Raw genomic sequence first — 11200 nt, 5'->3', positions numbered from 1 at the left:
GAGTTTAGGTAACTCATCTTCGAACCCTATGACTGAAAAAGGACATGATGCTATACAACCTCCACAGAAGGTGCATGCTCCTGCTTTTATGACATCTCGTAAAAGAGTTCCAAAGATATTAGGTTTCACCGACATAACTCCATCCCATCGCTTAAAAGTTTGATCATGGTTTATTTAAAAGATTATTTATATACCTTTTAGAGTTAATTATACTCTACCTCGAAGTTTCATTGCTTCGGTAATTCTTTTAACAGCTACAACATAAGCGGCTTGTCTCATGTTTATGTTATATTCTTTAGATATATCTAATACGGAATGATACGCTTTTGTCATTTTCTTGTTCAAACGTTCGTGAATTTCTTTCTCTTCCCAATAATACATATAAAAATTCTGAACCATCTCAAAGTATGAGACTGTAACTCCACCAGCATTACATAAGAAATCCGGTATTACATGGACATCATTTTTGAATAAGATATTATCTGCCTCTGGTGTGGTTGGACCATTGGCTAATTCAGCAACAATCTTTGCTTTAATATTGTGAGCATTTTTTTCAGTAATGACGTTTTCTAAAGCTGAGGGAAAGAGTAAATCGACATCGAGCTCTAAAAGATCTTCATTAGATATTAATTCTGTGTTAGGAAAATCGATTACTGATCTTGTTTTCATTTTATGTTCTAAAACTTTCTCCCCGTTTAAACCTTCTCTTGATAATATGCCTCCTTTACTATCACTGACAGCAATTATTTTACCTCCAAAAAAAGTTTGAATTAAACGAGCTGCATTGTAGCCAGCATTCCCATAACCTTGAATAGCGAATGTAGCTTTTTTCAAATCTATACCTAGTTCCTCTGCAGCTTCACGAACAGTAAATATGCCACCTCTAGCTGTAGCATCGTCTCTACCAATGGAACCTCCGAGTAAAGGAGGTTTGCCGGTAATCACTCCAAATTGATTTTTACCTAAAAACTTTGAAAATTCGTCCATCATCCAGACCATGATCTGAGCATCTGTATAAACATCAGGCGCTGGAATATCCTTTTTAGGTCCTATAAACTGCCATATTGCGTCTATGTATGCTCGGCTTAAACGCTCTAATTCTCCTTGGGACATCTTCTTTGGATTACAAATAACTCCTCCTTTTGCTCCACCCAAAGGTAGATCGAGTAAGCTACATTTCCAGGTCATCCAAGCTGCTAGAGCCCGGACGGTGTCGATCGTTTCATCTGGATGGAACCTGATACCTCCCTTGGTTGGACCTAAGGAATCATTATATTGAACTCTGAACCCCTCAAATACTTGGATAGAACCATCATCCATCCGAACAGGTAAGGATACATGGATTTCGCGCATTGGAACTCGTAGAATTTTGTAAATATTGGGATCTAAATTTATAATTTTTGCACAATTTTCCAATTGTTTTTGAGCAATTTGAAATGGGTTAGGCTTCTCACTCTGCATATTGAAAAGAAATTTTATTAGATTTAAATATCTTTCGAGTGTCGAATTCTCAAGATTATCGATATTGTGGACTATTTAGGGGCTAAAGGCTTAGCTAATTCCCGTATCTTAAGCTCCCAAGAATAGGATTGCACGATGCTACTGGCAACAAGAACTCCAACTGAACCAAGCTTTATCGCAATTTCAACATCTTCACCTGATGTTATCCCTGCTCCACATATCAGTTTTACCGAATCACTAACTTCACTTATTGCTTTAACAGACTTTGAGATGACTTCAGGCTTGACTTTTGATACAGCTCTCCCTGTTCCTATAAGTTCAGGAGGCTCAACCGCTACAAAATCAGGTAATAGCATCGCCATATCTCTTACTTCATTTGGAGTCTTAGCACACACGACAATACACATTCCTAAGACTCTCAATTTATTTATCATCTCCTCGATTATACTATGAGATGTTCTCTTTTCACTGTGATTTAATAACGTGCCAGAACCACCACATGTTTTCACTACCTCCGAGACAATCGCGCCTGTTGTACTGCCTGGTTTTGACAGATCTATATGTTGAGCAAAGACAGGTATATCGACATATCTTGCTACATTCGATAAGTCTGGAATAGGTGGTGCAACGGCGATTTCTACTTCAAGTTCTTTTGCCACACTCTCTGCAATCTTTGCCAGTTTGATGGCTCCTTCACCAGAAGCTCTAAGGTAATTCTTGAAGTTTATTAGTAGTAAGGGAGTACGAAGCATTGTGCTCAACACTTTTTACATATTCGATCTTAGAATTCAATGGTTCAGGAATTCAAATTTATTTTGTTGATTTGAATCTTGGTTCTAGCTTCTTAAGAACTACTTTCAAAGTTGTATATTCCATCTCTTCCGGTCCAAGTCTTGCTGGCATGAATGGACCGTGACGCCTTATGTAATCGGCTGCTACATTTGCTATCTCTCTTGCTCGGTCGAAAGCTGGATCGTCGAACATATCTTCGGGACCCACCAACTTTCCCTCATTAAGTTGGAATCCCAAACTTGCAACTCTAGGTGGACCATCGAATCTTGTGCATTTTGCATTTGCGATCGAAACGGGCATCAGTGGTCCATTATGGGAACCCCTCATCCATCCCGCTACAAGATGGGGGAAGGCGAATGTCTCCAAGACCTCACCCACTGCTGGAAGTCCATGCTGCGCCCTTACAAACATAACTGGGTCGTCCTTACCCACATATTTTCCTGCTATTAAAGCTAATCTAGCTGTACTGGCTACTGCTGCTAATAGACCGTCTTTCCGCCTGGAGATAGACTGGATCACATATCTTCCTGTAGTTCCTATCAGGGCCAATAGATCGTATATTTCGTCAGGAGCATGGATATCAACTGTTTTATCTTTATGTACGTCCATGACTGTAAAGGTAAAACCTTCATGTAAGCTCTCATCTATTACCAAGCCTGCAGTATTGAAGGGATCAGCAAAGATCTTGTATAATGGCAAGTTCCAAGCCCCTGGTTCTGTTTTATCTGCCATAAAGATTATTACCGGCTCGCTAGTTCGCTCTTCGAACTCAGCTTCAGCAATACCCGGTCCCATGCCCTTTAAGTTCCCAGAGAAAGCAGTTGCGAGAAGGTCCTGACCAGCGGCGTACAACTTTAGTTTTTTCGAGACCTTCTCTGTTACTGTGCTAAAAGTATCCCAAGATAACCTATGAATCTCCTCATCATTAGTACCTTTAGTATGAGTCATTATCAGCTGAAGATCATCACCAACATGTGTAACATAGTAATCTATGAGCAGACCAGCATCTTTCGCCTCTTTCAGCTTTTCAGATGCTAATTTCATTTGTTCTGGATGAACTACATGATGTCCAACCAAGCTTCCAATATCTGCTTTAATAACAGAAAGAGTAACCTTCATTTTTACATCATCAAGAGCTAGCTCTACAGTATTAAGATAAAAATCTTTATATTCAAAAAGGAAAGCATTTAAACAACTTTTAGACTGAGGCGTTGGTATTAAGATGAGGATTACACCTGCAATGATCAGGTTCCATGAATTGATTGGCTTAAAAGCCCGTATCGTTAAGAGTAGTGATCCTACTTTAAAGAATCTCATGGGCTCAGTTGTTGATGAAACTAAAAACACATTAAAAATTTATATTAAAGGCAAGATGAAGACTATACCAAAAGTGAATTCTTCTTTTTTATTTAATCTGCCAGATGGTACAAAGGTAAGAATTCATGGGTCTTTACTCGTTGGAAGACCTGAAGATCGATTGAGTAAGTTAAAGTGAGAATATGAAAAACATAGGTATAGATGTCAGACCACCTGTTAAATCTTGTGAAGACAAATTCTGCCCTTTCCACGGCTCATTGAGTATAAGGGGAAAATTTCTGAAAGGAAAGGCTGTCAGCATAAAGGCTAAAGAAATGGCAATAGTTGAGAGGGAGTATCTCCAATATATCAAGAAGTATATGATGTATGAGAAGCGTAGGAGTAGAATCCCAGCACATCTTCCCCAATGCCTTGGTGTGAATGAAGGTGATTCTGTAATAATTGCAGAATGTAGGCCTTTGAGTAAAACGATATCTTTTGTTGTTATTGAAAAGCTAGGTGAGTGATATGTCGAAAAAGTCTCGTGCAGTCTCAGCAAAAGGTATTGAAGAGTTCAAGCTTTACGTGACCAGAGCTATACCCGTCAGCGCAGTTGTCAACTGTGCAGACAACACTGGTGCGAAGACCCTTAAGATAGTTCAAGTAACAAGATATGGGGGTAGATTAAGGCGCCTTCCTGCGGCTGCAGTTGGTGATTATGTAATCACTGTAGTTAAGAAAGGGCGTCCTGAGATGAAAAAGCAGACCTTTGGAGCCGTTATCGTCAGACAAAAATACCCGATTAGAAGAATAAACGGAGTGAGGGTAATGTTCGAAGATAACGCTGCTGTAATAGTCACTCCTGATGGCGAATTAAAGGGTACAGATATAAAAGGACCAGTTGCAGCAGAGGCAGCAGAGCGATGGCCGAGACTCGCAAATCTGGCAAGTATGATAATATGATATATAGGCGTATTTCAATGTCGTCCAAGCCATCCAAAATTAGAAAAAAACTTTTTACTTCTCCTCCGCATATTAAGTCAAAGTTAATCTCTTCACATCTATCCGAAGAACTGCGTTCTAAGTATGATGTGAGATCCTTTCGCCTTAGAAAAGATGACGTTGTGAAAGTTGTCAGGGGTGAGTACAAAGGAATCGAAGGTAAAGTGACTGGCATTGATATTAAAACTGGAAGGATAATGGTTGACGGCATTACTCGTGAAAAGATAGCAGGCGGAACTACTCCTGTAAAGATTCATCCATCAAAAGTAATAATTTTGAAATTAAACCTCGATGATAAATGGAGGAAGGAAAAATTAGAAGTTCATGTGAAGGAGGCCTAATTATGGTAAAAATGGGTGAAGATAAAAGAACTAAAAGATCAAAGGCACCAGCATTCTGGAAGATTCCTAGAAAGAAAATCCGCTTCACGGTAACTGTATCCCCTGGACCTCATTCCAAAAAAGAGAGTTATCCGTTAGCTGTACTCATTCGGGATATCTTGGGCCTTGTCAAGACTTATAGAGAGGCTAAGACCGTTATTCATGAAGGTAAGATTGTAGTCGACGGCATTCCCCGAAGAGAGCCAGATTTTCCTGTAGGTTTGATGGATGTTATTGATATACCTTCTATCGGTAAAACTTTCAGATTGGTACCTATTCCAGGTAATCTCCTACATCCAATAAACATACCTGAATCTGAAAAATCTTTGAAACTCTGTAAAGTGAAAGAAAAGAATACAGTTAAGGGTGGGCTGGTTCAATATGGCCTCCATGATGGTAGATCTATTCTTAGTAATGATGTGGAGTTGAATCTAGGAGATACTTGTTTAATAGAAATTCCATCCCAAAAAATAGTTAAAGCCGTTCAATTACAAGAAAGTTCTTTGGCTATTATCACTAAGGGGGCAAAAGTTGGCCAACTAGGTAAAATTGAAAAGATAATACCTGGGACCTTCTCAAGATCAAAAATTGTCTTCATCTCAATTGGAAGTATTTCAAGTGAGCTTCCTTCAGATATTATTTTTGTAGTTGGGGAAGAAAAACCTTTGATAATGGTTAGTGGAGAGACCTGAAATTGTCTCAAGTTCCAAAAATTGAAAATGCGATGAGGAAAATAAAGATCAGTAAGGTAGTGCTTAACATAGGAGTTGGTAGGTCGGGCGAAGTACTCGAGCGTGCAAAGAAAATCCTTGGGGAATTGACAGGCCAAAAACCTTGCCCTAGACAAGCTAAATGGACTGTACGTGATTTTGGTATTCGTAAAGGTGAATCAATAGCTACTATGGTTACTCTTCGTGGCGATAAGGCTATAGAAACTTTAAAACATCTTTTAACTACTAAAGAAATGAAACTCCCATCATCATCTTTTGACGAAAGAGGAAATTGTTCTTTTGGAATAAAAGAGCATATCGAGATACCAGGCATAAAATATGATCCAGAGATAGGTATATTTGGCCTCGATACATCTATTTTATTAGACCGCCCTGGCTACAGAATCTCAAAGCGAAGAAGAGCTAGATCGAAAGTCGGTAAGAATCACAGAGTTACTCAAGAGGAGGCGATAACCTTCTTTAAAGAAATTTTAGGAGTCGATGTTTATTAATGGTTAAAGTTAGACATGGCAAAGAAAGAAAATTCGGAAAAGGGTCTAGATACTGTAGAAGATGTGGAAGATACGGTGCTATGATACAAAAATATAATATTATGTTATGCAGGCAATGTTTTAGGGAAATTGCTCAAAAGCTTGGATTCAGAAAGTATGAATGAGTGATAAGCATGCCAGCAAAAAATATCCTAGCTAACTTATTCTCAACAATCTATAACAATGAAATAAGGAAGAAGAAGGAGTGCCTCGTAATACCTGCTTCAAAGCTTGCCAGCGGAGTATTACAAACAATGCAGAGGTATAAATACATAGGAGAATTTGAGTATATCGATGATGGATTATCAGGAAAATTGAGGATTCAGCTTCTAGGGAGGATTAATAAGTGTGGTATCGCCTCACCCAGATTTTCTGTTAAAAAAGACAGATATGATGATTGGGAGCGCCGATTTCTACCAGCTATAGGTAGTGGAATTTTGATAGTATCTACCCCAAAGGGGATAATGTCACATAATGAAGCTCTTGCCCTTGGTATAGGCGGGAGACTCATAGGATATGTTTATTGATCAATTTCAAAATCTATCTTACGCGAATCTTTTTATAAATAATGACATTTTGCATTAAGATATGAGAGTATCGCCATTCGTTGGATCTCCTCGCGATGTAGTGCAGAAGATGTTGGAGCTGGCTAACCCGAAGCCCGGAGAAATCCTCTACGATATGGGATCAGGTGATGGAAGAGTATTGATCATGGCAGCAAAAAAGTTTGGCATGTATTGTGTAGGTATAGAGCTTCACGATGATTTAATAGATAGAGCAATGAAGGAAATTAAAAAGTTGAAATTAGAGAGCAGAATCCAAATAATTAAAGGTGATTTTTTCAATATAGATATTTCCAATGCTGATATCGTCTTTCTTTATCTTACAACTTTAGCAAATGAGAAGTTGAGGCCAAAACTTGAAAAAGAACTTAAAAGTGGATCACGTATAGTGTCCCATGATTATGAAGTGAAGGGTTGGTTACCCTCAAAGGTTTATAGGGATGAATCGAATGGGCATGTTATTTATTTGTACATCTTTGATCTAATAGATACCCTTAAACTTGATATTCCTGTAAATAGAACCTTATAATTTATCTTTCATTTTTCTTACAAAACCCCTAATACCTTATATTAAGGTAGTGAAATAGTGATAAGGAATATTAAATAATAAAGCAAAGGAAAAAATGCTAGGTATTGTACATTGAAGACAGAAAAGTTCGATGTAATAGTGGTGGGCGCTGGTCCTTCTGGTACTACTGCTGCGTATATAATGGCAAAAGAAGGACTTGATGTCGCTCTTCTTGAAAGAGGAGATTACCCAGGAGCTAAGAATATGTATGGCGGAGCAATATATAGCTGGCCTATCGAGCTTATCATTCCTGACTTTTCTGAAAAGGCTCCAATCGAGAGAAGAGTTGCAGAGCATAGGATAATGATCCTCTCTAAGAAATCAGGTCTAACTTTGAGCTTTAAAGATATAGGTTTTGCTCAACCACCTTATAACGCCTTCATAGCTATAAGAGCCAAATTTGATCGCTGGTATGCTAAATTAGCAGAACAGGTAGGTGCCCTACTTGCAACCTCAGTAAATATTACTGATCTAATCTGGGATAACAAAAAAGTTGTGGGTGTAAGATCTGGAAGTGGTCCTGAGAATGAGTTATACAGTGATGTTGTAATCGTAGCTGATGGTGTGAACTCTAAACTTGCTATACAGTCTGGTCTAAGACAACCATTAAGTCCTAAAGAAGTTGCTCTAGGAGTGAAAGAGACACTTGAATTGAAACCCGAAATCATCGAATCTAGATTTAATTTGAATGAAGGTGAAGGAGCAGCTATTCAAGTAATCGGAGCTACACATGGGATGATGGGTGGAGGTTTCATTTATACTAATAATAAAAGCTTGAGTATCGGAATTGTAATGTTATTGGAGCATCTGATTCGTTCAAAGAGAAAACCCTATGAGATATTAGATGAATTTAAGCATCATCCACTTATAACACCCCTGATAAAAGGCGGAGAGCCCAAAGAGTATAGCGCTCATTTAGTTCCAGAAGCAGGCTATTATGGAGTCCCTAGGTTGTATAGTGATGGTTTACTAGTTGTCGGTGATGCTGCCTCTCTTTGCAGCAGCCTGTATCAAGAGGGAGTCAATATGGCGATAGCATCAGGTCTTTATGCTGGAAAAACCGTGATAAAAGCAAAAAAGAAGGAAGATTACTCATCTAAAACTCTATCTGAGTATGAACGAACCCTCAAGTCTAGTTATGTAATGCAAGAATTATCTCAACTAAGTGACTTGCCAGAGATTTTTAGGAGAAATACTCGCTTTTTTAGCTTGTATCCTGAAATAATAAATTATGCGATGAAGGAGCTATTAACGATGGATGGTGAATTAAGGCGAGCTAAACTTAAAAAAGTTATGAAAATGATCCAAGAGAAGGTTGGATACTCAAACCTTATACGAGATTTAGTAAAGGCAAGGAAATTCTTATCTTAATAGTATTGTATGTTTAAGATACTCTGAATTGAGAAACTAATGATCACAGAAGATGAATACATTTTTTTATAAAAAATCATAATATTTTAAAAATTTTTATATTTTATTATGTTATTATATAATATTTAATAGTAATAGTTATTTTTAAATAATATATTTTTCATATATATATTTGATAGAATTGCACTTCATAACCTTGATAAAACTTAGGGGTAGACCTACTAAAGAAAGACTTCAACAGTTGGATAAAATAATTGAAAATCCACCAGAGGGGACCAAAATCAGGTTTGTTTTTTGGACCCTTGGACGTTACGATTTGGTCATTTACACAGAAGGACCTGATGAGGCGACAGCCTTAAGTACAGTCCTTCCATTCTTCGATTTTGCTTCAACAGAAACTTTAGTGGCTATAACAAAGGAAGATGCGCATAAATTAATCATCTAATCCGCAATATAGAGAATATAACTGTCTATGTTGCGCCCCACTCTTTTTTTTAACAAAATAAAAAAAATGAGATATTATAACACACACTCGTACTATCGAAAAACACCTATGATTCAGCCCTTTCGATCAACTCAAATCCTTAACTCCCGACTTGTGTGAATTTTATTATTTGAAGTCAAGAGTAATGATACAGAGACTCCGTGCATCATAGAAGCTGTAAAGAGTAGAAGCATGATGAAGAATGCATCCCACACGGTCACCAGGACAAACGTTTTGAGATGGTCCCTGCCCATGTTATAGCCGATAGTTATTGCAAGGGTTTCGGGTTAGACATATGACACAACAAAGAATTCTTTGAATAACTCTCCCCTTCTCTATCTATAATTAAATTGAAGATTTTCTTTTTCTTATTTTTACTTTGTAAAAGAAATCCTCAACTATTCGCGTTTGACTTCAAAGGCTATCTTGGTCTTAGCTTGATACTCAACTACCTCATTTTCTTTTACAACCATACTGAAGCTCTTAACTTCAACCCAAAGAATTTCTTCAATAGTTTCTGCAGCTACTTCGACCGCGTTCTTAGCTGCATCTGTGAAATCTTTATTTGATCTGCCTATGACCTCAATCAACTTGTATACCAATAAAATCTCCTGCATCATAATGAAAACATACATATTTAACTTTGCTCCTTTTCTAGTTGATGAAGTCGGCGTCGACCGTTCAATTCCAGCCCTTATCTTTAAAAATTAAACTTTTTTTAACTTATTTATTATAAGTTTCCAGAATACACCACTAAATGAGATTATTTATTAGGCTTCCTCCAAAATAAGTGGGTCCTTCTTATCTGCTTGACTTACATTTCAGCGATCTATATACATGTGAAATGCTTTTAGATTTTGGCTTCATAACACTTTGGATAGAAATAACTTCTTTGAAAGATTAATTGCTTTAATAATTAGTTTTGAGCTTTTTCAAGTAATTTGTTCAAAATCTTTTGAGAATTCTTAAGTACTGTGACGTTATCCAATATTTGACATCCTTATATTTAGCTCCAGCCATAACATTTACTTTGTATATGCCATTTTTTTGTTTATGTTTCTGAAACCATTGTTTTATTGCAATTATTTTTGGATGATTTTTAATTCCAAGTAGTATTGACGTATCTATTGTTGACAATATGTCTGTCCAGTGATATGGATAAGTGAATTTTGTCCAATACTCAACTCCTCTCCTGTCCGAATACTTGTCTCTTGTAAAGACTCTATCTGCTAGCAGTATTCCTGCATCCTTTACAAGTTTTGTATACCTAGTCATTAAAGAGAATGGTCTTAACACGATACCTGTTATTAAATGCGAAAATGGTTTGGTTTTATCTGGCTCAATCGTTTCCTTTTTATTTAGAGCATCCAATTTCTCATTTCTAGTTCTTAAGGGAATAGCCCAACCTCCGTCATCCTGCCTCATTTTAAGCAACCAGTTTAGTGATTTCTCGATTCTTTTGCCTCTATATCCAGCTTTTATCAGGAATTCCGTGATACTTGCGCTATAATTTGGGCTGTACTGGTTGCCGTACATTCCCCTGAATTCTCCTTCCTCTGTCTGGAATGAAAATAAATACTTAGCTGCTTTCTTGATAGCTTCATGTTTTTTATTCAATCCGTAGAATTCCACTAGCTCTGCCACTGTCTTGTATGTTTGGTATTGGTTGTAATTTGTAGGTGAACGTAATATTGCTTTCTTGTTCGGATAGGTCCATGAGCCGTTTGGTTGTTGTTTCTTAAGTATTCTTTTAACTCGTGGCAGGGTCCATAATTCTTCTATGTTCACTTCTTCTCCAAGCAAGTCTCTTTTCATGAATGCTATTATTGCTTTATTGCCTGTGTCTAGTAACGTCTTGGTTGCTTCTTTCATTTTATGTCCTGTTAATATACTGCTTCCATTAAGTTAATTTATTCCTTGTCTATTTGTTGTTTTTTCTCTATGCCTACTGAATATCTATAAGTGCACGCTTTTCAGATTTGCAACATATCTGGCTTTCAAATCTTCTTTTGAATTCTTTAA

16 protein-coding genes are annotated in these 11200 nt (G+C 37.3%); 11 read left to right on the top strand and 5 right to left on the bottom strand.

Annotation, left to right across the window (positions count from 1 at the left end):
* Positions 1 to 207: 207 nt before the first annotated feature.
* The 3 genes from L6N96_06340 to L6N96_06330 all read right to left on the bottom strand — a co-directional run bounded on the left by L6N96_06340 (position 208) and on the right by L6N96_06330 (position 3372).
* Entirely contained in the window at positions 208 to 1353 is a 1146-nt protein-coding gene (locus tag L6N96_06340; GenBank protein MCP8323776.1) for a Glu/Leu/Phe/Val dehydrogenase, read from the bottom strand.
* A gap of 179 nt (positions 1354 to 1532) precedes the next feature.
* Positions 1533 to 2213, bottom strand: a complete 681-nt coding sequence (gene tpiA, locus L6N96_06335; GenBank protein ID MCP8323775.1) for a triose-phosphate isomerase — start codon at positions 2211 to 2213, stop codon at positions 1533 to 1535.
* A gap of 58 nt (positions 2214 to 2271) precedes the next feature.
* On the bottom strand, positions 2272 to 3372 hold the full coding sequence (locus tag L6N96_06330) for a fructose-1,6-bisphosphatase (protein MCP8323774.1): 1101 nt from the start codon (positions 3370 to 3372) through the stop codon (positions 2272 to 2274).
* A 121-nt stretch (positions 3373 to 3493) separates the two neighbouring features.
* On the opposite strand from L6N96_06330, the gene L6N96_06325 reads away from it, so the two are divergent.
* The 11 genes from L6N96_06325 (at position 3494) to L6N96_06275 (ending at position 9139) form a co-directional block, all read left to right on the top strand.
* Positions 3494 to 3748: a ribonuclease P protein component 1 gene (locus L6N96_06325; GenBank protein MCP8323773.1), complete on the top strand. Its 255-nt coding sequence runs from the start codon at positions 3494 to 3496 to the stop codon at positions 3746 to 3748.
* Between the two features lie 4 nt (positions 3749 to 3752).
* Complete coding sequence (locus L6N96_06320) at positions 3753 to 4076, top strand: 30S ribosomal protein S17 (protein ID MCP8323772.1); 324 nt, start codon at positions 3753 to 3755, stop codon at positions 4074 to 4076.
* Between the two features lies 1 nt (position 4077).
* Positions 4078 to 4512 carry a 50S ribosomal protein L14 gene (locus L6N96_06315; protein ID MCP8323771.1) on the top strand — a complete coding sequence of 145 codons (435 nt, stop codon included), beginning with the start codon at positions 4078 to 4080 and terminating at the stop codon, positions 4510 to 4512.
* A 17-nt stretch (positions 4513 to 4529) separates the two neighbouring features.
* On the top strand, positions 4530 to 4892 hold the full coding sequence (gene rplX / locus L6N96_06310; protein MCP8323770.1) for a 50S ribosomal protein L24: 363 nt from the start codon (positions 4530 to 4532) through the stop codon (positions 4890 to 4892).
* 2 nt (positions 4893 to 4894) lie between these two features.
* A complete protein-coding gene (locus L6N96_06305; GenBank protein MCP8323769.1) occupies positions 4895 to 5623 on the top strand; it encodes a 30S ribosomal protein S4e in 729 nt (242 codons plus the stop codon).
* A gap of 2 nt (positions 5624 to 5625) precedes the next feature.
* Complete coding sequence (locus tag L6N96_06300) at positions 5626 to 6153, top strand: 50S ribosomal protein L5 (GenBank protein ID MCP8323768.1); 528 nt, start codon at positions 5626 to 5628, stop codon at positions 6151 to 6153.
* A complete protein-coding gene (locus L6N96_06295) occupies positions 6153 to 6317 on the top strand; it encodes a 30S ribosomal protein S14 (protein ID MCP8323767.1) in 165 nt (54 codons plus the stop codon). Before L6N96_06300 ends, L6N96_06295 begins: the two co-directional genes overlap by 1 nt.
* A 9-nt stretch (positions 6318 to 6326) precedes the next feature.
* Positions 6327 to 6719 carry a 30S ribosomal protein S8 gene (locus L6N96_06290; GenBank protein ID MCP8323766.1) on the top strand — a complete coding sequence of 131 codons (393 nt, stop codon included), beginning with the start codon at positions 6327 to 6329 and terminating at the stop codon, positions 6717 to 6719.
* A 61-nt stretch (positions 6720 to 6780) separates the two neighbouring features.
* Positions 6781 to 7284, top strand: a complete 504-nt coding sequence (locus L6N96_06285; GenBank protein MCP8323765.1) for a class I SAM-dependent methyltransferase — start codon at positions 6781 to 6783, stop codon at positions 7282 to 7284.
* A gap of 111 nt (positions 7285 to 7395) precedes the next feature.
* Complete coding sequence (locus L6N96_06280) at positions 7396 to 8694, top strand: FAD-dependent oxidoreductase (protein MCP8323764.1); 1299 nt, start codon at positions 7396 to 7398, stop codon at positions 8692 to 8694.
* Between the two features lie 181 nt (positions 8695 to 8875).
* Positions 8876 to 9139: a GYD domain-containing protein gene (locus L6N96_06275; protein ID MCP8323763.1), complete on the top strand. Its 264-nt coding sequence runs from the start codon at positions 8876 to 8878 to the stop codon at positions 9137 to 9139.
* Positions 9140 to 9576: 437 nt separating this feature from the next.
* Here L6N96_06275 and L6N96_06270 read toward each other — a convergent pair whose 3' ends face one another.
* Both L6N96_06270 and L6N96_06265 read right to left on the bottom strand, forming a co-directional pair.
* Positions 9577 to 9780 carry a dodecin family protein gene (locus tag L6N96_06270; protein ID MCP8323762.1) on the bottom strand — a complete coding sequence of 68 codons (204 nt, stop codon included), beginning with the start codon at positions 9778 to 9780 and terminating at the stop codon, positions 9577 to 9579.
* 343 nt (positions 9781 to 10123) lie between these two features.
* Entirely contained in the window at positions 10124 to 11050 is a 927-nt protein-coding gene (locus L6N96_06265; GenBank protein MCP8323761.1) for a hypothetical protein, read from the bottom strand.
* Positions 11051 to 11200 lie beyond the last annotated feature (150 nt).

The sequence above is a fragment of the Candidatus Methylarchaceae archaeon HK02M2 genome (assembly GCA_024256165.1).
Taxonomy (GTDB): Archaea; Thermoproteota; Nitrososphaeria; order Nitrososphaerales; family JACAEJ01; genus HK02M2.
The sequence above is the reverse complement of the archived record's forward strand: the minus strand, read 5'-3'. Positions and strand labels throughout refer to the sequence as shown.

Excerpts from the sequence above, each read along its gene's own strand:
- L6N96_06340 (MCP8323776.1), bottom strand. The coding sequence starts at position 1,353 with ATGCGCGAAATCCATGTATCCTTACCTGTTCGGATGGATGATGGTTCT.
- tpiA (MCP8323775.1), bottom strand. The coding sequence starts at position 2,213 with ATGCTTCGTACTCCCTTACTACTAATAAACTTCAAGAATTACCTTAGA.
- L6N96_06330 (MCP8323774.1), bottom strand. The coding sequence starts at position 3,372 with ATGAAGGTTACTCTTTCTGTTATTAAAGCAGATATTGGAAGCTTGGTT.
- L6N96_06325 (MCP8323773.1), top strand. The coding sequence starts at position 3,494 with ATGATCAGGTTCCATGAATTGATTGGCTTAAAAGCCCGTATCGTTAAG.
- L6N96_06320 (MCP8323772.1), top strand. The coding sequence starts at position 3,753 with ATGAAAAACATAGGTATAGATGTCAGACCACCTGTTAAATCTTGTGAA.
- L6N96_06315 (MCP8323771.1), top strand. The coding sequence starts at position 4,078 with ATGTCGAAAAAGTCTCGTGCAGTCTCAGCAAAAGGTATTGAAGAGTTC.
- rplX (MCP8323770.1), top strand. The coding sequence starts at position 4,530 with ATGTCGTCCAAGCCATCCAAAATTAGAAAAAAACTTTTTACTTCTCCT.
- L6N96_06305 (MCP8323769.1), top strand. The coding sequence starts at position 4,895 with ATGGTAAAAATGGGTGAAGATAAAAGAACTAAAAGATCAAAGGCACCA.
- L6N96_06295 (MCP8323767.1), top strand. The coding sequence starts at position 6,153 with ATGGTTAAAGTTAGACATGGCAAAGAAAGAAAATTCGGAAAAGGGTCT.
- L6N96_06290 (MCP8323766.1), top strand. The coding sequence starts at position 6,327 with ATGCCAGCAAAAAATATCCTAGCTAACTTATTCTCAACAATCTATAAC.
- L6N96_06285 (MCP8323765.1), top strand. The coding sequence starts at position 6,781 with ATGAGAGTATCGCCATTCGTTGGATCTCCTCGCGATGTAGTGCAGAAG.
- L6N96_06265 (MCP8323761.1), bottom strand. The coding sequence starts at position 11,050 with ATGAAAGAAGCAACCAAGACGTTACTAGACACAGGCAATAAAGCAATA.